Origin of the sequence: Streptomyces melanosporofaciens, assembly GCF_900105695.1 — a bacterium.
Lineage (GTDB): Bacteria > Actinomycetota > Actinomycetes > Streptomycetales > Streptomycetaceae > Streptomyces > Streptomyces antimycoticus.
Genome location: NZ_FNST01000002.1, coordinates 1,829,642 through 1,854,846, shown reverse-complemented (window position 1 = coordinate 1,854,846; position 25,205 = coordinate 1,829,642). Strand labels below are relative to the sequence as shown.

Annotated in this window: 10 protein-coding genes; 5 read left to right on the top strand and 5 right to left on the bottom strand. The window is 71.7% G+C overall.

Annotated elements, in window-relative coordinates; genetic code table 11:
• The first annotated feature begins 27 nt into the window (after nt 1-27).
• Entirely contained in the window at nt 28-11,715 is an 11,688-nt protein-coding gene (locus BLV72_RS10920; RefSeq protein ID WP_093461883.1) for a type I polyketide synthase, read from the top strand.
• A 112-nt stretch (nt 11,716-11,827) separates the two neighbouring features.
• Here BLV72_RS10920 and BLV72_RS10915 read toward each other — a convergent pair whose 3' ends face one another.
• The 3 genes from BLV72_RS10915 to BLV72_RS10905 are packed head-to-tail and all read right to left on the bottom strand — an operon-like array spanning nt 11,828 to nt 15,246.
• A complete protein-coding gene (locus tag BLV72_RS10915; protein WP_093461881.1) occupies nt 11,828-12,766 on the bottom strand; it encodes an ACP S-malonyltransferase in 939 nt (312 codons plus the stop codon).
• Nucleotides 12,767-12,799: 33 nt separating this feature from the next.
• The gene (locus BLV72_RS49750) at nt 12,800-14,224 is read right to left on the bottom strand and encodes an ABC transporter permease (protein ID WP_244320723.1); all 1,425 of its coding nucleotides are present in this window, start codon (nt 14,222-14,224) and stop codon (nt 12,800-12,802) included.
• On the bottom strand, nt 14,221-15,246 hold the full coding sequence (locus BLV72_RS10905; protein ID WP_093461879.1) for an ABC transporter ATP-binding protein: 1,026 nt from the start codon (nt 15,244-15,246) through the stop codon (nt 14,221-14,223). Before BLV72_RS10905 ends, BLV72_RS49750 begins: the two co-directional genes overlap by 4 nt.
• 334 nt (nt 15,247-15,580) lie before the next feature.
• Here BLV72_RS10905 and BLV72_RS10900 point away from each other — a divergent pair, with 334 nt between their 5' ends.
• Together BLV72_RS10900 and BLV72_RS10895 are read left to right on the top strand one after the other, a co-directional pair.
• A complete protein-coding gene (locus tag BLV72_RS10900) occupies nt 15,581-16,237 on the top strand; it encodes a thioesterase II family protein (protein WP_059145638.1) in 657 nt (218 codons plus the stop codon).
• Nucleotides 16,238-16,295: 58 nt separating this feature from the next.
• A complete protein-coding gene (locus BLV72_RS10895) occupies nt 16,296-17,705 on the top strand; it encodes a class I adenylate-forming enzyme family protein (protein ID WP_093461877.1) in 1,410 nt (469 codons plus the stop codon).
• A gap of 91 nt (nt 17,706-17,796) precedes the next feature.
• Here BLV72_RS10895 and BLV72_RS10890 read toward each other — a convergent pair whose 3' ends face one another.
• Together BLV72_RS10890 and BLV72_RS10885 are read right to left on the bottom strand one after the other, a co-directional pair.
• Nucleotides 17,797-19,455: a flavin monoamine oxidase family protein gene (locus BLV72_RS10890; RefSeq protein ID WP_093461875.1), complete on the bottom strand. Its 1,659-nt coding sequence runs from the start codon at nt 19,453-19,455 to the stop codon at nt 17,797-17,799.
• Nucleotides 19,456-19,494: 39 nt separating this feature from the next.
• Entirely contained in the window at nt 19,495-22,305 is a 2,811-nt protein-coding gene (locus tag BLV72_RS10885) for a helix-turn-helix transcriptional regulator (RefSeq protein ID WP_093461873.1), read from the bottom strand.
• A gap of 580 nt (nt 22,306-22,885) precedes the next feature.
• Here BLV72_RS10885 and BLV72_RS10880 point away from each other — a divergent pair.
• The gene (locus tag BLV72_RS10880; protein ID WP_244320722.1) at nt 22,886-23,986 is read left to right on the top strand and encodes a sulfotransferase; all 1,101 of its coding nucleotides are present in this window, start codon (nt 22,886-22,888) and stop codon (nt 23,984-23,986) included.
• Between the two features lie 191 nt (nt 23,987-24,177).
• On the top strand, nt 24,178-25,113 hold the full coding sequence (locus BLV72_RS10875) for a LysR family transcriptional regulator (RefSeq protein ID WP_093461869.1): 936 nt from the start codon (nt 24,178-24,180) through the stop codon (nt 25,111-25,113).
• Nucleotides 25,114-25,205 lie beyond the last annotated feature (92 nt).

The window sequence follows — 25,205 nt, the reverse complement described above, 5'->3', positions numbered from 1 at the left end:
CGGATTCCTCGAGAGGGAAACGCACGTATGAATGAGGAAAAGCTCCGCTACTTTCTCAAGCGGGTGACCGCCGACCTGCATGAGACCCGGCGCCGCCTGCAGGAGGTGGAGTCGGAGGACCAGGAGCCCATCGCGATCGTCGGCATGAGCTGCCGCTACCCGGGCGGCGTCGAGTCGCCCGAGGACCTGTGGCGGCTGGTGTCCGAGGGCGGGGACGGCATTTCCGAGTTCCCCACCGACCGCGGCTGGGACATCGGGCGGCTCTTCGACGACAATCCGGACGGCGCGGGTACGAGCTATGTCCGGGAGGGCGGTTTCCTCCACGACGCCAACTACTTCGACCCGGCGTTCTTCGGCATCAATCCGCGCGAGGCGCTCGCGATGGACCCCCAGCAGCGGCTGCTGCTGGAGACCACCTGGGAGGTGTTCGAGCGGGCGGGCATCGACGCCACCTCCGTGCGCGGCACCCGTACCGGTGTCTTCGCGGGCGTCATGTACCACGACTACGCCTCGCGGCTGCGCGCCGTGCCGCCCGGTGTCGAGGGCTATCTCGGCACCGGCGGCTCCAGCAGCATCGCCTCCGGGCGGGTGGCGTACACCTTCGGCCTGGAGGGCCCCGCGCTCACCGTCGACACCGCGTGCTCCTCGTCGCTGGTGACCCTGCATCTGGCCATGCAGGCGCTGCGCAACGGCGAATGCTCGCTGGCGCTGGCGGGCGGTGTCACCGTGATGTCGACGCCCGGCACCTTCACCGAGTTCAGCCGTCAGCGGGGGCTGTCCTTCGACGGCCGCTGCAAGTCCTTCGCGGCGTCGGCGGACGGCACCGGCTGGTCCGAGGGCGCGGGCATGCTGCTGGTGGAGCGGCTGTCGGACGCCCGCAGACACGGCCACCGGGTGCTGGCCGTCGTCCGTGGCTCGGCCATCAACCAGGACGGTGCGTCCAACGGCCTGACCGCGCCCAACGGCCCGTCCCAGCAGCGCGTCATCCGGCAGGCGCTCGCCAGCGCCCGGCTGACCGCCGACCAGATCGACGTGGTCGAGGCACACGGCACCGGCACGACACTCGGCGACCCGATCGAGGCGCAGGCGCTGCTGGCCACCTACGGCAAGGAGAAGAGCCCGGAGCGGCCGCTGCTGCTGGGCTCCATCAAGTCCAACGTCGGCCACACCCAGGCCGCCGCCGGTGTCGCCGGGATCATCAAGATGGTCAAGGCCATCGAGCACGGCTATGTGCCGCGGTCCCTGCACATCGACGAGCCGTCGCCGCACATCGACTGGTCGGCCGGGGCCGTCTCGCTGCTGACCGAGGGCCGGCCGTGGCCGGAGACCGGCCGTCCGCGCCGGGCCGCCGTGTCCTCGTTCGGCATCAGCGGCACCAACGCCCACCTGATCATCGAGCAGGCGCCGGTGGCGGACGAGGCCACCGACGGCGAGGAGGCCGAAGGAGCCCCCGGCGAGGCTCCCGCCGAGGAGATGGCGGAGCCCCGCGACCTCCCGCTGCTGCCGTGGCTGGTCTCCGCCAAGGGCGAGGAGGCCCTGCGCGCCCAGGCCGCCCGGCTCCACAGCTATGTGGCCGAACGCCCCGAGCTGGACCCGGTGTCCCTCGGCCACTCCCTGGCCACCACCCGCGCCGCCCTGGAGAACCGGGCCGCCGTCATCGCCGGTGACCGCGCGACCTTCCTCGACCGCCTTGCCGCACTCGCCTCCGGTGAGCCCGCCGCCGGGGTGGTCCAGGGCGTGGAGACCCGGGGCAAGCTGGCGTTCCTCTTCACCGGCCAGGGCAGCCAGCGCCTCGGCATGGGGCGCGAGCTGTATGAGACGTACCCGGCGTTCGCCGAGGCGTTTGACGCGGTGTGCGCCGCGCTCGACCCGCGACTCGAACGGCCGCTGAAGGACGTGCTGTTCGGCGACGACGCCGCCGCGCTGGACCGGACCGGCTTCACCCAGCCCGCGCTGTTCGCCATCGAGGTGGCGCTGTTCCGCCTCGTCGAGTCGTGGGGCCTGAAGCCCGATGTGGTCTCCGGACACTCCATCGGCGAGATCGCCGCCGCGCATGTCGCGGGGGTGCTCTCGCTCGACGCCGCCGCACTGCTGGTGGCGGCCCGGGGCCGGTTGATGCAGCGGCTGCCGGGCGGCGGCGCGATGATCGCCGTCCAGGCGTCCGAGGACGAGGTGGCGCCGCTGCTGACCGAGCGGGTGTCCATCGCCGCGCTCAACGGCCCGACGTCGGTCGTCATCGCCGGTGACGAGGACGCGGCCGTGGAGATCGCGGAAGGTTTCGAGGCGCAGGGCCGTAAGACCAAGCGGCTCACCGTCAGCCACGCCTTCCACTCGCCGCTGATGGACCCGATGCTGGAGGCGTTCCGCAAGGTCGCGGAGAGCCTGACGTACGAGGCCCCGAAGATCCCGGTGGTCTCCAACCTGACCGGCTCCATCGCGCCCGCCGCCGAGATCGCCACCGCCGACTTCTGGGTCCGCCACGTCCGCGAGGCCGTGCGCTTCCTGGACGGCATGCGCGCGATGGAGGCGCAGGGCGTCACCACCTACCTCGAACTCGGCCCGGACGGGGTGCTGTCCGCGCTCGGCCAGGAGTGCCTGGTGGGCGAGTCCGAGCACGTGGCGTTCGCCGCCGCGCTGCGCAAGGACCGTTCCGAGGCCGAGACCCTGACCACCGCGCTGGCCACCCTGCACACCCGGGGCACGGCTCCCGACTGGGCGGCGTACTACGCGGGGACCGGCGCCGAGCGCGTCGAACTGCCCACCTACGCCTTCCAGCGCGAGCACTACTGGCTGGACGCGGGCACCGCCTACGGCGACGTCTCCTCATTCGGCCTCGGCACCGCCGACCATCCGCTGCTCGGCACGGCCGTGTCCCTGGCCGACGCGGAGGGCTTCCTGTTCACCGGGCGGCTCGCGCTGGACACCCACCCGTGGCTGGCCGACCACGCCGTCATGGGCGCGGTGCTGCTGCCCGGCACCGCGTTCGTGGAGCTGGCGGTGCGCGCCGGTGAGCAGGCCGGCTGCGACCTGGTCGAGGAACTCACCCTGGAGGCCCCGCTGATCCTGCCCGAACGGGGCGGGGTCCGACTCCAGATCGCCGTGGGCGCCCAGGACGACACCGGCCGCCGCACCCTCGCCCTCCACTCCCGCCCCGACGAGGCCGGAGACGACGAGCCGTGGCTGCGCCACGCCACCGGTGTGCTCGCGCAGAGCGCGTCCGCCGCCCCGTCGTTCGACCTGAGCGCCTGGCCGCCCGCGGGCACCGAGCGCATCGAGACCGACGGCCTCTACGACGGCCTGGCCGAGGCGGGCTTCGGCTACGGCCCGGTCTTCCAGGGGCTGCGGGCCGCCTGGCGGGGCGACGGCGAGGTCTACGCCGAGGTCGCCCTCCCCGAGGACGCCGAACCCGGCGCCGCCTTCTTCGGACTGCACCCGGCCCTGCTGGACGCCGTCCTGCACACCATCGGCCTCAGCGACCTGACCGAGAACCCGGGCCAGGGCGGACTGCCCTTCTCCTGGACCGGTGTGCGCGTCCACTCGGTGGGCGCGGACAGCGTACGGGTCCGCCTGTCGTCGGCAGGAAACGGCACGGTGTCCCTGCAACTCGCCGACGTCACCGGCGCCCCGGTGGCCGAGGTGGAACGCCTCGCCCTGCGCACGGTCTCCCCGGACCAGCTCAGCGCCGACCGCCCCGGCGGCAACGCGGCGGACGCCCTGTTTCGCGTGGACTGGACGCCGATCCCGACACCGTCCGGCCCGGTATCCACGGACGGCTGGGTGGCGGTGGGCCCCAATCCCCTGGGCCTGGAGACCTACCCGGACCTGACCACCCTGACCGAGGTGGCGGGGAAGGCCCCGGAGTACATCGTGGTGTCGCTGCCGACTCAAGCCCGTCCGAGCGCGGCATCTCCAGCCCGTCCGGCGCTTGAGGACCCGGGCCTCGGGGCGGAGCCCCACCACGCGGCGGAGCCGCATATCGATGCTGCGGGAAGGGGCGGGACAGGGGAAAGCCCCACCCAAGCCGCACACGAAGCCACCACCCAAACCCTCACCACCCTGCAGACCTACCTGGCCGAAGACCGCTTCGCGGACTCCCACCTGGTCGTCCTCATCTCCGGCGCCGACCTGGCCCACGCCACAGCCCGCGGCCTGATCCGCTCCGCCCAGTCGGAGAACCCGGGCCGAATCCTGCTCGTGGACGTGGACGGCCACGCGGATTCGCTGGACGCACTGCCGACCGCTGTGGCTTCCGGCGAGCAGGAAGTCGCGGTGCGCGACGGCGAGGTCCGGGCCCCGCGCCTGGCACGGGCCGTAGCGGCGGCGGAGAACCAGGCACCCGCCTGGAACCCCGACGGCACGGTCCTGATCACCGGCGCCACCGGCACCCTGGGCACCCTGTTCGCCAAGCACGTGGTGACCGAGCGCGGCGCCCGCCACCTCCTCCTGCTCAGCCGCCGAGGGGACCAGGCCCCGGGCGCATCCGAACTCACCGCGGAACTCACCGCGCTGGGCGCGGAAGCACACTGGGTCGCCTGCGACGCGGCCGACCGCACCGCCCTCGCGGAGGTCATCGCGTCCATCCCCACCGCCCACCCCCTCACTGCCGTCATCCACACGGCAGGTGTCCTGGACGATGGCGTGATCGCCTCGCTGACGCCCGAGCGCATGGCCCACGTACTGCGCCCGAAGGTCGACGCGGCGTGGAACCTCCACGAGCTGACCCAGGGCGCGGACCTGTCCGCGTTCGTCCTGTTCAGCTCGGCCGCCGGTGTCTTCGGCGGCCCGGGCCAGGGCAACTACGCGGCGGCCAACGCCTTCCTGGACGCCCTCGCCCGGCACCGCACCGCGCAGGGCCTGCCCGCCACCTCCCTCGCCTGGGGCCTGTGGGCCGAGTCCGGCGGCATGGCCGGAGAGCTGGACGAGGCGGAGCTGGACCGGCTGCGGCGCGGTGGCGTCGCCGCCATCACGGCCGACCAGGGCCGGGAGCTGTTCGACCTCGCGGACACCGCCGACGAGGCCCTCCTCGTGCCGATGCCGCTCGACCTGGCCGCCCTCCGGGCGCAGGCGAGCGCCGGAATGCTGCCGCCGCTCTTCCGCGGTCTGGTCCGCGTCCCGCCCCGCCGCGCGACCCAGGCCGCCGCCGCGGCGCGGTCCGGCGCGCTCGCCCAGCAGCTCGCCGGGGCGTCCGACGCCGAGGCCGAGGCGATCGTCCTCGGCGTGGTCCGTACGCAGGTGGCGGCCGTGCTCGGCTACGCCGGGCCCGAAGCGGTCGAGCCCCAGCGCGCGTTCAGCGAGGTCGGCTTCGACTCGCTCACCGCCGTCGAACTGCGCAACCGTCTCACCGCGGTCAGCGGCGTCCGGCTTCCCGCCACGCTGATCTTCGACTACCCGACCCCCGCCGCCCTCGCCGCGTATCTGCGGGCCGAGGCCCAGGGCAGCCAGGAGGACGCCGCCGCACCCGTCGCCACCGCCATCGCAGGGGCCGACGAGCCGATCGCCATCGTGGCGATGAGCTGCCGGTTCCCCGGCGGGGTGACCTCGCCCGAGGACCTGTGGAAGCTGGTCGTCGAGGGCGCGGACGCCATCACCGACATGCCCACCGACCGTGGCTGGGACATCGAGTCGCTCTACGACGACGACCCCGACCAGCAGGGCACCAGCTACGCCCGCAACGGCGGATTCCTGCACGACGCCCACCACTTCGACCCCGTCTTCTTCGGGATCTCGCCCCGTGAGGCGCTCGCCATGGACCCGCAGCAGCGGCTGCTGCTGGAGACCACCTGGGAGGCGTTCGAGCGGGCCGGGATCGACCCGGCGGCGGTGCGCGGCAGCCGGACCGGTGTCTACACCGGCGTCATGTACAACGACTACGGCACCCTGCTGCACCGCGCCCCCGACGGCCTCGAGGGCTACATGGGCACGGCCAGCTCCGGCAGTGTCGCCTCGGGCCGGGTGTCGTACACCTTCGGTCTGGAGGGCCCGGCGGTCACCGTCGACACGGCGTGCTCGTCGTCGCTGGTCACCCTGCACATGGCGGTGCAGGCGCTGCGCAGCGGCGAATGCTCGCTCGCGCTCGCGGGCGGCGTGACCGTGATGGCCACCCCCGGCACCTTCGTGGCCTTCAGCAAGCAGCGCGGCCTCGCCACCGACGGCCGCTGCAAGCCCTTCGCCGCCGCCGCAGACGGTACGGCCTGGGGCGAGGGCGTGGGCATGCTGCTGGTCGAGCGGCTGTCGGACGCCCGCAAGAACGGCCACCCGGTGCTGGCGATCGTGCGCGGAAGCGCCATCAACCAGGACGGCGCCTCCAACGGCCTGACCGCGCCCAACGGCCCGTCCCAGCAGCGGGTGATCCGGCAGGCCCTGGCCAACGCCCGGCTGTCCGCCGCGGAGGTGGACGTGGTCGAGGCACACGGCACCGGTACGACGCTGGGCGATCCGATCGAGGCGCAGGCGCTGCTGGCCACCTACGGCCAGGAGCGGACCGAGGACGAGCCGCTCTGGCTCGGCTCGGTGAAGTCCAACTTCGGCCACACTCAGGCCGCGGCCGGTGTCGCCGGAATCATCAAGATGGTCAAGGCCATCGAGCACGGCGTGCTCCCCAGGACCCTGCATGTGGACGAGCCGTCGCCGCATGTGGACTGGTCGGCGGGCGCGGTGTCGCTGCTCACCGAGCAGATGGAGTGGCCGGAGACCGGCCGTCCGCGCCGGGCCGCCGTGTCCTCGTTCGGCATCAGCGGCACCAACGCGCACACCATCATCGAGCAGGCCCCGGCGGAGCGGCCCAGGGCCGCCGACGCCGCGCCCGAGCCCGGTGTGCTGCCCTGGATCCTGTCCGGCAGGAGCGAGGCGGCGCTGGGCGCCCAGGCCGAGCGGCTGCTGGCACACCTCGACACGGACCCGGGCCTGCGCCCGGCCGACGTCGGCTACTCCCTGGCCACCACCCGCGCCGTCCACGACCAGCGCGCCGTGCTGGTCGGCACGGACCGCGACGACTTCGTCCGCGCCCTGATGGCGCTCGCCCGGGGCGAGGCGGTGGCCCAGTTGGTCCAGGGCACCGGAACGGCCGGCAAGACGGCGTTCGTGTTCCCCGGGCAGGGGTCGCAGTGGGCCGGTATGGCGGTGGGGCTGATGGACGCCTCGCCGGTCTTCGCGGCCCGGATCCACGAATGCGCCGCCGCCCTGGCGGAGTTCACCGACTGGTCGTTGGTGGAGGTGCTGCGCGGCGCCGAGGGTGCGCCCTCGCTGGAGCGCGTGGATGTGGTCCAGCCGGTGCTGTTCGCGGTGATGGTCTCCCTCGCCGAGCTGTGGCGTTCGCTGGGCGTCCGGCCGTCCGCCGTGGTCGGCCACTCCCAGGGTGAGATCGCCGCGGCGTGCGTGGCCGGAATCCTGTCGCTGCGGGACGCTGCCCGGGTGGTGGCGCTGCGCAGCCAGGCGATCGGCCGGGTGCTGGCGGGCAAGGGCGGCATGGTGTCCGTGGCATTGCCGGTGGCGGAGGTCCGGGAGCGGATCGCGGCCTGGGGCGAGGAGCGCATCTCCGTCGCTGCCGTCAACGGCCCCTCGTCGGCGGTGGTCTCGGGTGAGCCGGAGGCGCTGGACGAGCTCATCGCCGCGTGTGAGGCCGATGAGGTGCGGGCCCGCCGGGTGCCGGTGGACTACGCCTCGCACTCGGCCCAGGTCGAGTTGCTCCGTGAGGAACTCCTCGAACTGCTGGCCCCCGTAGAGCCCAAGACGGCCGAGGTGCCGTTCCTGTCGACGGTGACGGGGGAGTGGGTCGACGGTTCCGAGCTGGACGCCGAGTACTGGTTCACCAACCTCCGCCGCACCGTCGAGCTGGAGGGTGCGGTGCGCCGTCTGCTGGACGAGGGCTTCGGAGCCTTCATCGAGTCCAGCGCCCACCCCGTCCTGACCATGGGCGTGCAGGAGACCGCCGAGAGCGCGGGCCGGGAGGCCGCCGCGATCGGGTCGTTGCGCCGTGACGAGGGCGGCCTGGACCGCTTCTGGGCCTCGCTGGGCGAGGCGTGGACGCGCGGCGTGAGCGTCGACTGGGACGCGGTGTACGAGGGGACCGGCGCCGAGCGCGTCGAGCTGCCCACGTACGCCTTCCAGCACGAGCGCTACTGGATCGAGGTCCCGCTCTCGGTGGGCGATGTGGCCTCCGCCGGTCTTGGCGCCGCCGGGCATCCGCTGCTGGGCGCCGCCGTCGAACTGCCCGACTCCGATGGCTTCCTGCTCACCGGGCGGCTCTCCCTCCAGACCCACCCCTGGCTCGCCGACCACACCGTGTCCGGCACCGCGCTGCTGCCGGGGACGGCCTTCGTGGAACTGGCGATCCGGGCCGGTGACCAGGTCGGCTGCGATCTGCTGGAGGAGCTGACCCTCGAGGCGCCGCTGATCCTGCCCGGCCGGGGCGGCATCCAGCTCCGGCTGACCGTCGGCACGCCCGACGCGAGCGGTCGCCGGGCGCTGGACGTCTACTCCCGCCCGGAGCCGGACGCGGACCGGGGCGACGCCTCGGACCGGCCCTGGATCCGTCACGCCAGCGGTGTCCTGGCCTCCGGTGACGCCACGGACGGCGGAGCCGACCTGTCCGTATGGCCGCCCGTCGAGGCCGTCGCCCTCGACGTGGACGACCTCTACGAGCGGTTCGCGGCGGGCGGCTTCGGCTACGGCCCGGCGTTCCAGGGGCTCAACGCCGCCTGGCGGCGCGGCGAGGAGGTCTTCGCCGAGCTGCGCCTGGAGCAGCGGCAGCACGCCGACGCCGCGCTGTTCGGACTGCATCCGGCGCTGCTGGACGCCGCGCTGCACGGGGTCGCGCTCGGCGACTTCCTGGGCGGTGAGGCCGACGGGATCCGGCTGCCGTTCTCCTGGACCGGGGTCACCCTCCACGCGGCGGGCGCCACGGCGCTGCGCGTACGGATCGCCCCGGCCGGGCCGGACACGGTGGCCCTGACCGTCGCGGACGAGAACGGCGGCGCGGTCGCGTCGGTGGACTCCCTGGTGCTGCGGCGTATCGCCCCGGAGCAGCTGCGCGCGGCCCAGGTGACCTACCACGACTCGCTGTTCCGGCTGGAGTGGACGCCGGTGCCGGCGCCCTCGGCGGCCCCCGGGACCCTCCGCTGGGCCCTGATCGGCCAGGACGTGGCGAACGGCGCCGGTCAGGACACGGCGAACGGCGCCGGCCAGGACGCCGCGCACGGCACGGACGCCTTCGGGCTCGTCGCCGCGCTGGAGTCCGCCGGTGCCGACTGCGCCGTCTTCCCCGACCTGGCCGAGCTCGCGGCCGTGGTGGCCTCGGGCAGCCCCCGGCCGGACGTCGTCCTCCTCCCGCACACCGGGCCCACCGAGGGCGGCGATGTGGCGGAGGGCGCCCGGCTGGCCACCCACGCCGCGCTGGACAGCGCACAGTCATGGCTCGCGGAGGAGGGCCTGGCCGGGGCGCGGCTGGCGTTCGTCACCCGGCGCGCGGTCGCCACGTCCCCGGACGCCGAGGTGCACGCCCTGCCGCGGTCGGCCGTATGGGGCCTGATCCGCACCGCCCAGACCGAGAACCCGGACCGATTCGTGCTGCTCGACCTGGACGGTGACCAGACCTCGGCCGAGCTGCTCACGGCGGCCGTGACCGGCGGGGAACCGCAGCTCGCCGTCCGCGCGGGCGCCCTCCACGCGCCCCGGCTGGCCCGGGTCGCCGCCCAGGAGCAGAACCAGGACGGCGCGTCGGAAGGACTCCCGGAGTTCGACCCGGACGGCACGGTCCTGATCACCGGCGCCACCGGTGTCCTCGGCGGACAGCTCGCCCGCCACCTGGTCGCCGAGCGCGGTGTGCGGCATCTGCTGCTCAACAGCCGCCGCGGACAGCGCGCCCCGGGGATGCCCGAGCTGGTCGACGAACTGACCGCGCTGGGCGCCCGGGTGAGCGTCGCGGCCTGTGATGTGGCCGACCGCGAGGCGCTGTCGATGCTGCTGGCCGAGGTGGACGCGGAGCATCCGCTGACCGCCGTCGTGCACACCGCCGGTGTGCTGGACGACGGGCTGCTGCCCACGCTCACCCCGGACCGGATCGACACGGTCTTCCGGCCGAAGGTGGCCGCGGCGCACAACCTGCACGAGCTGACCCGCGATCTGGACCTCTCCGCGTTCGTGCTCTTCTCGTCCGCCGCAGGCACCTTCGGCGCGCCGGGCCAGGCCAACTACGCGGCGGCCAACACCTTCCTGGACGCCCTGGCCGCGCAGCGCCGCTCCGCCGGACTGCCCGCGCTCTCGCTGGCCTGGGGCCTGTGGGAGCAGCGCAGTGCGATGACCGGTGGTATGGCGGACGCGGATGTGGCCCGTATGGAGCGCTCCGGGATGGCGCCGCTGTCCTCGCGGGACGGTCTGGAGCTGTTCGACACGGCGTGCACGGTCGGCGGTGAGGCGGTGCTCGTACCGCTGCACCTGGACACCGCGCCGCTGCGCGAGCAGGCCGCCGAGGGCGGGCTGCCCGCCGTGTTCCGCGGGCTGGTCCGGGCTCCGGCCCGGCGGCGCGCCGTCGCCGCCGGGGCGGCCGATGCGGGCGGCCCCTCGCTGGCGCGGCGGCTGGCCGGGCTGGCCGAGGCGGAGCGGGAGAAGGCCGTGCTGGACCTGGTCCGCGGCCAGGCCGCCGCGGTCCTCGGCTTCCCGGACGCGGAGGCGGTGGGGGCCACGCGTGGTTTCCTGGAGCAGGGCTTCGACTCGCTGACCGCCGTCGAGCTGCGCAACCGGCTGAACGCCGCGAGTGGGCTGCGGCTGGCCCCGACGCTGCTGTTCGACCACCCGACGCCCGAGCTGGTCGCCCGGCAGCTGCTCGCGCAGCTCGCCGGTTCGGTGGCCGCCGAGGGCGGCGCGGTCTCGGACGCGGCGCGCGCGGAGGCGGCGGGCGCGGAGCCGTCGGCCGTGTTCGGCGCGATGATGCGGGAGGCCGGACAGCTCGGCAGGCAGGAGGAGTTCACCCGGCTGCTGATGGACGTCTCGCGGTTCCGGCCCTCGTTCGCGAGCGCCGCCGAGCTGGACAAGGCGCCCGCGCTGGTGCGGCTGTCGCGCGGGGAGACCGGGCCCGCGCTGGTGTGCTTCTCCTCGATCCTGTCGATCGGCGGCCCGCACCAGTACGCGCGGTTCGCCGCCGGATTCCGCGGCCACCGGGACGTCCTCGCGCTGGGCAACCCCGGCTTCGTCGCCGGGGAGCGGCTCCCGGCCAACCCGGAGGCGGTGATCGAGGCGCAGGCCGAGGCGGTCCTGCGGGAGACCGACGGGGCGCCGTTCGTGCTGCTGGGCCACTCCTCGGGCGGGCTGCTCGCCCATGAGGTGGCCGCGCGGCTGGAGAGCACCGGGGTCTTCCCGGACGCGGTCGTCCTGCTCGACATCTACTCGCACGACCGGGACGCGGCCGTGGCCCTCCAGCCCGGGCTGAGCGCCGGGATGGACGAGCGCAGCGCCGACCAGGTGCCGGTGGACGACACCCGGCTGCTGGCCATGGGCGCCTACTTCCGGCTGTTCGGCCAGTGGCGGCCCAAGGAGGTCAAGACGCCGACGCTGCTGGTCCGGGCCGGGGAGCGGCTCTTCGACTGGTCCCGCGACGGCGACTGGCGGTCGTACTGGCAGCTCCCGCACACCGCGCTCGATGTGCCGGGGAACCACTTCACCATGATGGAAGAGCACGCCGGGACGACGGCGCGGGCCGTGGCCGACTGGCTGGCGGACTGACGGGTTTCGGGCCCGCACCCCCACACGGGCCCGAACCGCCAAAGGGCCGGGCCCCGCTCCCCTCCTCGGAGGGGGCGGGGCCCGGCCCTTATGCGTGGTGCGCGGTGGGGGATCAGCGCTTACGGGCGGGGCGCGAGCGCTTGCCGGGACCCACCGTCACCACCTCGAAGTTGGACTTGGTGCGGTCCAGCCGGTGGAAGAGGTTGTCCGGCCCGGTGATGTACATCTTCGACACCCCGGCGCCCTTGAGCGTGTCCACCACCTTCGGCCAGTGGATCGGCAGGTCGAAGGTGTCCAGAAGCATCGTGCGCAGCGCGTCGGCCGAGGTCACGATGGTGCCGTCCTGGTCGGTGACCACGGGCAGCTTGGGGTCGAGGATGTCGTACTTCGGCAGGATCTCCTCGGCCGCCCGGCGCCGCAGCTCCGCGAACGCGGGCGCGTGCACCGCCGGGACCATGGTGTACATGGAGTAGCCGCCGGCCTGGCTGATCGCCTTCTTGAAACCTTCCAGCTCCTTCTCGCGCAGCGAGACCATGAAGAAGCCGTCGTCGAGATAGCCGGAGTAGTCGTACCACTCACCGCGCTCGCCGAGCTCGGTGAGGATCTCCGTCAGCTTCTCCTGCGGAGTGCGGACGAAGGTGTGGGTGACCGCGTCCTGGTGCTCCTCGGCGAAGTACGCGTGCTCGCAGCGAGCCAGCTCCGCGGTGAGCCGTACCACCTCGGGGAACGGCAGCGAACTGACGTACGCCGCGGCCGCCTTCTGCCCGAAGCTGGGGCCCACGCACAGGTCGGGGACCAGTCCGTGTTCCTGCTCCGCGCGGTCCGCCGAAGCCATCGAGTTCACCAGGAAGGCGATCTGGGTGGCCTCGGAGTAGTCGTCCTCGGAGTCGCGGAGCCGGTCGAAGACCGAGTAGCCCAGCGCCTCGTCGGCCTCGGCGAGCCGCTTGCGGGCGAACGGGTCGAGCGTGAGGAACCTGCCCACCTCGGAGAAGCCGGAGGGCCCCATACCGGGGAACACGATGGCTGTCTTCGTCTGCTCGGATGCCGTCATGGTGTGGTGCCTTACTCTCGATCCTGCCGTCGCTCAGTCCTGCGCCCGGCGGTTGAAGCCCCGGATGCCGATGGTCCCGAAGAGCAGGATCGCCGCTCCGATGGCGGAGAAGCAGATCCACAGCGGGATCGATTCCGGCACCTTGGGCCCTGGTTCCAGCAGCAGTCCGCGCATCGCCTCGGTGACGTAGGTCAACGGGTTGAAGCTGCAGAGGATCTGGAACCAGCGGACGGTCTCCAGGCTCCGCCACGGGAACTGCGTGGCCCCGGTGAACATGATCGGGGTGAGCGTCATGGCGAAGACGATGGAGATGTGGCGCGCGGGCGCCAGGGTGCCCAGGGTGAGGCCGACGCAGCCGCCGACCAGTCCGCCCAGGCTCAGGATGCCCAGCGTGACCGGCATCTTCTCCAGCGGCCAGGAGACGTCGTCCAGCAGCGCCAGACCGATCGGGATCATGACCAAAGAGCCGATCAGACCGCGCATCGCGCCGAAGATCGCCTTCTCCACCGCCACCAGGGAGACCGGGATGGGTGCGAGCAATCGGTCCTCGATCTCCTTGGTCCAGGAGAAGTCGATGGCCAGCGGCAGTGCGGTGTTCTGCAGGGCGACCAGGAAGCTGTTGAGCGCCACCACACCGGGCAGCAGCACCTGCTGGAAGCCGGGCTGGGTGAAGCCGATCTCGCCGAGCACCTTGCCGAAGACGAACAGCATGAAGAACGGTTCCACGATGACCTGGCCCAGGAAGGGGCCCATCTCGCGGCCGGTGACGAAGATGTCGCGCCACAGGATGAAGAAGAACGTCCGCCACCGGTTGGCGCGGCGCCGGTGGCGCCCGCTGCGGCGCTTGGCGTCGGGCAGTTCGAGTTCGAATTCGGGCTGCGGCTGGGGCTCGGGCTCCACGAGCGGCGAACGGGCGTCGGCCGCCGCGATGATGGCGTTCAGCGCCGCCTTCGCGTCCTGCGCGGCCTGGGACGCCGACGGGGCCGGAATGGGCTTGATGACGAGCGTCAGGGTGTCCCCGATGTCGCCGTGGTGCGTGGTGCCCGCGCCCGCCTCGTGGTGCCGGTGCTCCTGCGGCCGGCTCTGCTGCTGCCGGGGGTCGGGCTGCCGGACATCCGGCGCCTTGCCCTCGTGCTTGACCGGCGCGTTCGGGGTGGCCTTCTGCACCTCGGCGCCCGGACGCGGGGCCGACGGCTTGGACCGGACGAGCACGGTCCTGGTGTCCTCGAAGCCGTCGTCCTCGGGGGACTTCGACTCCGCGGCCCGCGGGTCGGTGGTGCCGTTCCCGTCCGGCCTGGCAGCGGGGGTCCTGGGGTCGGCGGGCCGGTGCTCACCGCCCCTGGCGGCGCCGCCCTGGTGCGACGCGGGTGCCCCGGCGCCGGCCGCGGGCTTCTCCTCCGCGGCCTTGCCACCCGTGGTCCCGTCCGTCGATGACGTGGGTCGAGAGGAGGAGCTCATCGCATCTCCTTCCCCGTCAGGTCGACAAAGACGTCTTCCAGGCTCGCCTTGCTCACATTCAGGTCCTTGATTTCGCAGCCGGTGTCGGTCAGGGCCTTGATGACCGTGGGCAGAAGTACGGAGGACGACGCGTTGCTGTAGACCTTCATCCGGAAGGTGCCGTCGTCGATCGCCCCGGCCCCGCCCATGGCTGCGGCCATCTCGGCCTCGGCGCTGAGCACCTCGACCCGCTCGGCGACCCCGAGGCCCTGCACCATGTGGACCACGCCGTTCATCCCGCTGTGCGGCGGGCGCACCGTGACGGTCAGCGCGGTGTTGCTCATCCGGCTGGTCAGTGCCTCGGGGGTGTCCAGGGCGAGCAGCTTGCCGTGGTCGACGATGCCGATCCGGTCACACAGCTTGGAGGCTTCCTCCATGTCGTGGGTGGTGATCACCACCGTGACGCCACGGGTCTTCAGTTCGGCGACCCGGTCGCGTACGAAGATCTGTGACTGCGGGTCCAGACCGGTGGCCGGCTCGTCCAGGAACAGCACCCGGGGGCGGTGCATCAGCGCCCGCGCGATCATCACGCGCTGTGCCTGACCACCGGAGACCTGGTCCGCCCGGGCCTTGGCGTGGTCGCCGAGGCCGACCCACTCCAGGCTCTCGTCCGCCAGGCGGTTGCGCTCCGAGCGGGGGAGACCGTGGTAGCCGGCGTGGAAGGTCAGGTTCTGACGGATGGTCAGGGACCGGTCCAGGTTGTTGCGCTGCGGCACAATGGCGAAGGACTGCCGGGCCACCGCCGGCCTGCGCACCACATCGACGCCCTGCACGAAGGCACGCCCGCCGCTGGGTGCGACCCGGGTGGTCAGGATGCCGATGGTGGTGGTCTTGCCCGCTCCGTTGGGTCCGAGGAAGCCGAAGACCTCGCCGTGCCTGACGGTGAAGCTGAGATTGTCGACAGCCGGAACGGGCCGGCCGGGATACTTCTTGATCAAGCCGTCGACAACGACGGCGAAGTCAATAGGACGTGTTGTGTTCATCGCTGTCGTCGCACCGATTTAATTGGCTTGAGGAGAACATTACTTTCCTCTTGTTTAACACGACGGCTTGACTCCTGACCCCTAACTGCCTGCAGATTAGGGGGTGGTGGCACGGGTGAGGGGGCCTTAGGGGGCGCCTGCTGTGTCCCGCTGTGTCCCGGGCCACGCCGGGATGGCGCGGTACCCGCATATAGCGCGTACCTCGAATAGCGGTTACTAGGGGTTGTGGCCCGGGAGAAGGGCTCATAGCCTCACGGAGTCAGCATCTCGGACGAGCGTGGTCGACGCGCCCCACCATCGCACTCGTGCCCGGCCCCTCAGTGCAATCGCGGGGATGTACTCCTTGAGCCAGATCAAGCCCGATGATGTGGGCCTTATTCGGATATTGCAAACGGAAACTCCGAGTAGTTTCCGGCTGATCTGTTTCCCGGAATCCGCCCACTCCACCGCGTACTACCTCTCGCTGTCCGAGCTTCTGCTGCCCACCGTCGAGGTGTTGGCGATCCAGTACCCGCTGTACGTGGGCATCGACGACGATGAGCGGCTGACCGATTCGGCCGACCTCGCGGACCGGATCTTCGGTGCGCTGGGGGAGTGGATGGACCGCCCGCTGGCCTTCTTCGGCCACCGGGCCGGCGCCGACCTCGCCTACCGCGTCGCCGAGCGCCTGGAACGGGAGACCGGGACGGCGCTGCTGACCCTGTTCGTATCCGGCCGCACCGCGCACTGGGGCATGTCCCTGGGGCCCCCGGAGCTCGGCTGCCGGATCGTCGCCCTCGCCGGTGAGGGCGACCCCAAGACCCCGCTGCGCGGCGTACGGGCCTGGCGGCGGCGTACGAGCGGACGATTCGACCTCGAGGTGTTTCCCGGCGCCCGTTACTACCTCGACTCGAGCCGGAGAGAGGTCGTCAACCTGGTGCACGACCAGTTGCTCTCGCACGTCCCCGTCGATGCCGAGTGGGAGACCGGCTTCGAAGACCAGGGAGCCTAGGGGGGACCCGCCCAGGGCTGCCCGTACTCCTGAGCGAAAAGGAAAAGAGTACGTTTCGATGACCGCGAAGATCTACGCGCTCGACTCGGTGCAGACCCTGGCCGACTTCGAGCTGGACGCGCTGCGCGTCGCCGATGTGATCCGCGAGCACGGGGTGACCCACGGCGACCGCGTCATCTTCAAGGCGGGCAACTCCGCCGCCTACGTGAGTGTGCTGTTCGCGCTCATGCACGTGGGAGCCTCCATCGTGCTGATCGACCAGCAGGAGCACCCGGACGAGACCCGGCGGATCGCCGAGCGCACCGGCGCCGCGATCGCCTTCGTGGACGACGACGCCCCGATCCACGCCGACATCCGTACGGTGAACCTCTACGAACTGATCGCCCCGGCCGCCGGGCGCCCGCTCACCACCCGGGAGCTGTCCTTCGACGCCTGGGCCGACCGCCGCGACGGCCTGATCATGTGGACCTCCGGCTCCACCGGCGAGCCCAAGGGCGCCGTCAAGTCCGGCGCCAAGTTCCTCACCAACCTGGAGCGCAACGCCGCCCAGGTCGGGCACCGGCCGGACGACGTGCTGCTGCCGCTGCTGCCCTTCGCCCACCAGTACGGGCTGTCCATGGTGCTCATCGCCTGGCTCACCCGCTGCTCGTTGGTGATCGCCCCGTACAAGCGCCTGGACCGGGCCGTGCAGATGGCCGGACGGACCGGTGCCACGGTGATCGACGCCACTCCGTCCAGCTACCGCACCATGCTCAACCTGGTCGGCCGGAAGCCGTCGCTGCGGACGCAGTTGGAAGGCGTCCGGATGTTCTGCTCGGGCGCCGCGCCGCTCGACGGAGCGCTCTCCGAGCGCTATGTGGCCGAGTTCGGCCTGCCGTTGCTGGACAGCTACGGCAGCACCGAGCTGGGCAACATCGCCTTCGCCACCCTGGAGAACCCGGTCTCCTGCGGCCGGGCCATGGAGGGCATCAAGCTGCGCGTCGTCGACGAGGACGGCCACCCGGCCGCCCCCGGCGAGGCCGGTGAGATCGAGGTCGACACCCCGGACGCGCTGGAGGGCCATCTCGCCGAGGACGGCACCATCGACGCCGTGCCCACCGGCTGGCAGACCACCGGCGACCTCGGCTACCTCGACGCCGACGACAACCTCTTCGTCCTGGGGCGGAAGTTCGCGGTGCACCGCTCCGGCTACACGCTCCACCCCGAGCTGATCGAGCGGAAGGCCGCCCTCGCCGAGATCTCCACCCGGATCGTGCCGCTCCCCGACGAGCGCCGGGCCGGCGACACCCAGCTCGTCTTCTTCGTGGAGGACGACGAGCTGCGGGACGCCAAGCACTGGCGGGAGCGGCTGTGCCAGGTGCTCCCGGTCTATGAACAGCCCAACCGGGTCGAGGTGCTGGAGAGCTTCCCGCTCAACCGCAACGGCAAGCCCGACAAGCGCCGGCTCGAACAGATGGCCCAGGGCTGAGACGTGACAGGGGGAGCCGACGGGGCGCGTCGGCTCCCCCTGTGTGCCAGGTGTACGGCCATGGCCGTCCGTAGGTGTACGGCCATGGCCGTCAGTCGTACGGAAGCTCCAGCGGCGCGCAGGTGTTGAAGAGATCACCGGGGCCCGGGTTGTCCGGATGCGTGGTGCCGCCGAGGTGGTGGAGGACTCCCCACACCGCGTTCAGCGCCGTGGTCACCGCACCCTCGGCGAACCCGGCCGTCCAGGAGACATCGTCCCCGCACAGGAAGAAGCCCTGCTGCGCCGGATCCATCCCGTCCTGCATGAACTGGGTGAACAGCCGCCGCTGATAGCGGTAGTGGCCGGGCAGATTGTTCTTGAAGGCCCCCATGAAACGGGGCTCGGTCTCCCAGGTGACGGTGAGCGGCCCCGCGATGATGCGCGACCGGATGTCCACATCCGGATAGATCGCGGCCAGCTTGGTCAGCAGCGTCTCCAGCCGCTCCTCGGCCGAGAGCGTGGCGACCTTCAGCGAGTCGTCGTTCCAGGTGTACGACAGGCACATGACCCCGGGCCGGTCGGGCCCGTCGTCGAAGAGATAGACCCCGCGCGGCATCCGGTCGGTGAGCGTCATGCTCATCACGTCGTGGCCGGTCGCCGGGTCGGCGTCCCGCCAGAACGGCCGGTCGACCAGGACGAACAGCTTGGACGCGCCCATGTAGTGGGTGCGCTCCACCGCCGTCCACAGCGGAGTGGACAGCAGCGACGGATCGCAGTCGACCCGGTTCAGCAGCGTCCACACATGCGGGCTGTAGACCACCGCGGGGAACTCGCGCTCCTCGCCGCTCTCGTCGGTCACCCGGACGCCGTCGGCGGTCCGCCGCAGCCGGGTGACCGCGGGGCGGGGCCGGCCGCCGTGCAGCGACGCGAGCGACGTCCCCTGCGGCCAGTGCGCGAGCGTCTCGGGCTGGTGCTCCCACAGCCCGTTCGGCACCTGGGAGGAGCCGCCGACTATGCCCACCTGGTTGTCGTCGGCCTCGGTGACCACGACCCGCAGGATCTCCAGCACCGAGTTGGGGAAGTCGGTGTCCCAGCCGCCGGTGCCGAAGCCCACCTGGCCGAAGATCTCCCGGTGGCGGAACGACTGGAAGGCGGAGGAGGTGGCGAGGAAGCCGTAGAAGGACTGGTCGTCGAACTCCCTGACCAGCGAGTTCCATATGGTCTTCAGCGTGCTGACGTCCCGCCGCTGGATGGCGTCCCGCAGCGTGGCCAGGTCGGCCCGCTCCTGGAGCGCCTTGTCCCAGGCGTCGGCGACCTCCTGGTAGACGTCCGGGAGCTCACCGGCGGTGCGCGCCCGGTCCTGACCGCCGTTCAGGTCGATCAGCGTGCTCGCGGTGGCCGGTGCCAAAGGATTAGGGAAAGGACGAGTGGACAGGCCCAGCAGATCGATGTAATGGAACAGCGATCGGGCGGAGACGGGAAAGCGCATCGCGCCCATCTCCGCCTTGTATTCCGGATTCCCGGGGAACGGCGTGGACCGCATCCGGCCGCCCAGTTGCTCCGCTTCATAAAGAACTGGGGAAAGCCCTAGTCGTAGAAGCTCATAGGCCGCTGTCAACCCGGACATCCCGCCGCCGATGACGGCGACTTCGGTCCCGTGTGCCGCGGCAGGCAGGGCGCCCAGACCGGCAGGATGGGACAGCCACCTGTCATAGGAATAGGGGAAATCCGGCACGAGCATGGTCGTGGCGGACGCGGTAGCGCACGTCATGGCATCAACCTCTTGGGGCCGAGTGGCATCGCGGGGATATCAGGCGGTGTAAGCGACATCGAAATCCAGGCTCGCGGGCAGTTCTCGGCGCTGGCTGATGTTGATCTTCCGGTAGACGCGGGTCAAGTGTTGTTCCACCGTGGAGATCGTGATGTAGAGCTTAGCGGCGATTTCCCGGTTGGTGTAGCCGGAAGCTGCTAGTGCTGCGACCCGGCTCTCGGCGTCGGAGAGTTCGGAAAAGGCGGCCGTATCCTCGCCGGTACGGGTCGCTTCCGACAGGGCCGAACGGGCCGGAGTGCGCTGCAGCGAACGCGACAGCTCCTCGGCGCCGCAGCTGTCCGCGAGCCGCAGGGCCCGACGGGTCATCAGCCGGCTGGTGTCCAGATCGCCGAGCTGCTTGTGCGCCTCCGCGAGATCCGCCAGCGCCCGCGCCATCTCGTACCAGCCGCCGCTCGCCTGGAGCACCGCCACCGCCTGTTGCAGCAGCGCGATCCGCTCGTTCAGCGGCCGGGTGGCGGCCAGCACCCGCAGCGCGGCGCCCCGGGTGCGGGACGAGGACTCCCCGGCCAGCTCCAGCTGCTCCTCCGCCAGCCGCGCCGCCCGCTCCTGGCCGCCCAGGGTCAGCCAGGTCTCGGCGGCGCCCAGCCGCCAGGTCAGGGTGGCGGGCGAGTCCAGGCCCCAGGCGGCCATCTTCTCGCCACAGGCGCGGAAGTCGGTGAGGGCCGCGTGCTGCCGGCCGGTGGCCAGCTGATGCCGGGCCCGTGCGTAGAGGTAGTGCAGCCCGAAGCGGTTCCGGTACATCTCCTCCGGCACCGGGCGGGCGAGCAGTTCGGCCGCCGCGTCGTGGTTGCCCATCGCGGTGTGCGCGTTGATCAGCATCCCGAGCGGCATGCCGACGGTGACCCCCCAGCCGCGCGCCGGAAGCTCCTCCAGCGCCCGCTCCGCGTACCGGACCGTGTCCCGCAGCCGTCCGACGCGCAGCGCGATCTGGGCCCGCAGCACACAGAAATAGGCCAGCAGCGCCTTGGCGCCGCGCTCCGAGGTCTCCTCGATCAGCCGGTCGCACCAGCTCGTGGCGGTGGCGTGGCGGTCCGCGTACACCAGCGTCTGCAGCGCGGCGTGCACCGTCAGCATCGTCCGATCGGAGAGCCGGACGGTCTCCAGCACCCGCTCCGCGGCCCGCACGGCGCTCTCGTCGACACCGCGGCTCAGCACGGTCCGCAGTGCCCGGAACGCCGTCAGTTGGGGCGACTCCGGGGACTGGCCGGGCGACAGCGGGCCGATGTCCCACGGGCCGTCGCACTCCTCCTGGTCCAGGAAGGGCCGCAGTTCGGGGTGGTCGGGGTAGGTGGAGGACAGCGCGAGCCGGATGGCGCGCAGCGCGGTGTCAAGGTCGGTGCCCGGGTGCTCGTCGGCGGCCCGGCTGACCTGCTCCAGCGCGGCGGCCGCCTCGCCCATCCGCCCCAGCCCCAGCAGCCCGATGACGACCGGGATGGTCTGCGGCGCGGGCAGCAGCCCGCTGCCGGCCGGACCGGCCAGCGCCTGCAGCCGCCGCATCTGGGACAGCGGGTTGAACGGCCACATGGCCTGCACCATCGTCGCCTGGAGCTGCAGCGCCTCGCGCTCGTCGGTGCTGTACCGGTCGGCCATCTGCAGGCAGTTCATGGCGAGTTCCCTGCGGTCCGCGGCGATGGCGTGCACGGCCGCGTCGCACAGCGCCTGCGAGATCCACTCCTCGACCGGCCCGGGGGCCTCGTGGCTGAGCAGATGGCGGGCCACGTCGATGGGGTCGGCGCCCTCCTCGTACAGCAGCCGGGCGGCCCGCAGATGCAGCGGGCCGAGCTCGTGCAGCTCCAGATCGTCCTGAAGCACGGTGCGCACCGCGTCGCTGCGGAAGCGCCCGCCGTGCAGGATGCCCACCTCGGTGAGCAGCCCGACGGACTGCCGGACCAGCCGCTCCTCGACCTCGATCAGCCTGCTCAGCAGGGGAACGGACGTGGCGTCACCCAGCAGCGCGACCCCGTGGGCCACCCGGCGGTGGGCCGGGCCGCCGCGGTATACGCAGGACAGCGCCGCCTGCCGGAACAGCTCCCCGGCCACCGGGGCGTCCGTCCCGGGCGCGGGGTCGAGGGGGCCGCGGGTGAGGCGGGAGAACCGGTCGTCCAGGAGGCCGCGCAGCAGCAGCAGATTGCCGCCGGTCATCTCGTGGTACGCGGCGGCGTGGCGCCCGGCCTCCTCGGTGCCCAACTCCTGGGTCAGCAGCGTGGAGACGCCCGTGACGGTGAGCGGGGCGAGCCGCACATGGCAGACCTTCGGCTCGTGCAGCAGCTCGTCCAGGGCCGTGGCGGCGGGCCCGGTCAGCGACCCGCGGCTGACCACGACGGACAGCGCCTCCGAGCGGCAGCGGCGGATGCCGTACGCCAGGCAGCGCAGCGACGGAAGGTCCGCGAACTGGACGTCGTCGATGGCGATCAGCAGGGGGGCGTCACCGGTCAGCTCGTCGAGCGTGCGGTGGAAGTCCTGGAGCAGCGGGAGTTCGGCCTCGATGGGGCCGTGCGGGTTCCGGAGCGCCTCGAGGCCGGGCCGCGGCCTGGAGTGCTGCAGACGGGCCGGCATGCCCTGGTAGATCTGCTCGAGCACGGCATACGGGAACTTCTGCTCCGAGGCGGAGGCGACCGCGGGCAGCACCCGGACGCCGCGTCCACCCGCCGTGTCCGCCACGGTGTGCAGCAGTGCGGTCTTTCCCGACGTAACGGCGCCGCTGATCACGGCGAGCCGGCTTCCCTCGCGGGCGCCCTCGAAGAGGAGCCGATTGAGCCGGGCTATCTCCTGATCGCGCTCCACCAACACGTACGAAACACCTTCCCCGATTTAACGTATGCGCAGGGGTCTTGAAAGCGAATCACCGTGCATGGCGCACCTGGTAATGCATCGTCCCCCGAGTCGAAAATACCGCGCCGCTGTTGTGCCTCAGGTCCCTTCCGTTGTTGACACCCTGTGCGGCGGCATGGCTGCTCTGTGTCATGTCGCGTCTTCTTCCGCCCCTCCCGGCCGGGTTGGGCATGCCAGCCCAGGATCGGGGGTATGGGGCGGATGTGCACTCTAGCAGTGCTGTTGGTACGAAAAGATGACCGTCTCGTCACGGGAGAAACTGTTCGATTATGGTTTCGGCCCCGTAACCGAGTTGTGAAGCCGGGCGTCGACTCTCGGATCGCGCCTCGCCGCTGGTGGCTGGGGGGTTGCCGGAGGTAACACCCTTGTCGGATGTGAAAGTTGCGCAAAAGTGTCGGAAACTACTGAACCTTGAGTTCGTCCCCTCGCATCCCGTTGTGTGCGTTTCCCCTGTTCCATGGTCGTAGCCATCGTCGCCCAGGGCGTCCATTAGCATCGCCGCGGCCGCCGAATGGGCTGCGGTGTGTCATGGACCACTATGGGAACGGCTACTAGGGAAACGACTAGTTGTCCGAGAAAACGGGAGGAAGTGCGCGTGGTCAACCAGAAGTTGACATTTGTCGTCGGCACCGGTCGGTGCGGTTCGACGGCTCTGTCTCAGGTCATCAATATTCATCCGGATGTTCTCAGCATCAATGAATTGTTCGCCAGCATTCCCGATACGGAGATGCTGGACGAGGCCCCGCTGAGCGGTCCGGAGTTCTGGGGATTTCTGTCCCGGCCCAATCTGATCACCAATAGCATGATCAAAAATGGCGCCACCCCGCCCGAGTTCCTCTACCACAAGCTGCCCAAGCGGCGGTTCGACGCGGAGACCACCGGTATTCCGGCCATCAGCGTCATGGTGCTGCCCCATCTGACCGACGATCCCGACGCGCTCTTCGACGAGTTGGAGTCCGAGGTCACCTCCTGGCCCACCCGCCGTCCGGCAGATCACTGGACGGCCCTTTTCGCCTTCCTCGGCGCACGGTTCGGCAACCCCGGTGCCGTCGTCGAGCGGACCGGCCTGTCCATCGGCCGCGTGCCGGAGATGCACCGGGCCTTTCCCGAGGCGTGCTTTGTGCACCTCTACCGCGAGGGCCCCGACTGCGCCGTCTCCATGAGCCGCCACTTCAGCTTCCGGATGATCCCGTTGCTGTGGGAGATGGCCATGCACCTCGGTCTGGAGACCCCGCAGCACCTGACGCCCCAGCACGCCGCCCAACTCCCGCCCGACCTGGCGCCGCTGCTGAGCGACCGGTACGACCCGGCGCTGGTGATGGAGCGTCCCATCCCGCTCAGCGCGTTCGGCACCCTGTGGTCCGAGACGATCGTCGACGGACTGCGGAAGCTGGACGACGTCCCGGCGGAGCAGCGCACCGCGCTGTCGTACGAGACGCTGCTGGAGGAGCCGGAGAAGGAACTGATCCGGCTCGCCGAGTTCATCGGGGTGGAACCGCACCGCACCTGGCTGGACGCGTCCGTCGCCCACCTCGACGGCGGCCGGCCCGGCGCGGCGCGGAAGCTGCCCGAGGCGGAGCTCACCCCGCTGCTCGAATCCTGTAGCCCGGGCACCCGGGCGCTGGCCGCCCACCAGTAGGGCGCGCGTCGTCACTCGGCGACGGCCGCCCACCCCGAGGCCGGTCGCCGGGTGGCGCCCTGCTGCCTCGTCCCGGCCCCCATGTCGTGGGCCATGTGTCCCGGCCCATGTGTCCCGGCCCATATGTGCTGGCCCATATGTCCTGGGCACGCGGTGGCGAGAGGTCCATAGCCGGTGCCTATCATCGTGGTGTGCAGTTGCATCAGCTGCGTTATTTCGCCACCGTCGCGGAGACCCGGCACTTCACCCGCGCCGCGGAGCTCCTGCATGTCGCCCAGCCCTCGCTGTCCCAGCAGATCCGCGCCCTGGAGCGGGAGCTGGGAGCCGATCTCTTCCACCGGGCGCGCGGCAATATCGCCCTCACCGACGCGGGAGAGGCACTGCTCCCGCTGGCCCGCCAGATCCTCGCCGACGCCGAGACCGCGCACCGCGAGGTCCAGGAGGTCGCCCAGCTACGGCGCGGCCGGGTGCGGCTGGGGGCCACGCCGAGCCTGTGCGCCAGCTTCGTCCCCGATGTGCTGCGCCGCTTCCATGACGAGTTCCCGGGCATCGAGCTGATCGTGGACGAGGGCGGATCCCAGGACCTGGTCCGCACGCTCTCCGCGGGCGAGCTGGACCTCGCGCTGATCATCACCCCGCTGCCCGGCCAGGCCTCCGCCCTCGCCGCCACCGAGCTGCTGCGGGAGGAGCTGGTGGTGGCCTCCTCGCCCGCGGCCCCGCCCCCCACCCGGCGTCGTCGGATCCTGGTCGAGGATCTGCGGGACCGCCCGATGGTGATGTTCCGGCGCGGCTACGACCTGCGCGAATTCACCACGGCGGTCTGCCGGGCGGCCGGGTTCGAGCCGTCCTTCACGGTCGAGGGCGGCGAGATGGACGCGGTGCTGGGCTTCGTACGGGCCGGGCTCGGCATCGCCGTACTGCCGGGGATGGTGGCGGCCCGGTCCGGGCTGCGGATCACGCCGTTCGCGGGCCACGACATGCAGCGCACCATCGCCGTCGCCCACCGTAAGGACGTCGCGCCGCCCCGGGCCGCGCGTGAACTGCGCCGGGTGATGCTGGAGCATCTGCGGACGGCGGCCGCGGGGGAGTTCGGCCTGCCGCCGAGCGCGACGCGACTGCTGCCGTAGCTGTGCGGGGGTGGGGCTTGTGGACGGTAAGGGCCGGTGCGAACCGTAAGGCCGCTGCGAGGCATGTGCCGGGGCCGGGGCCGGTGCGAACC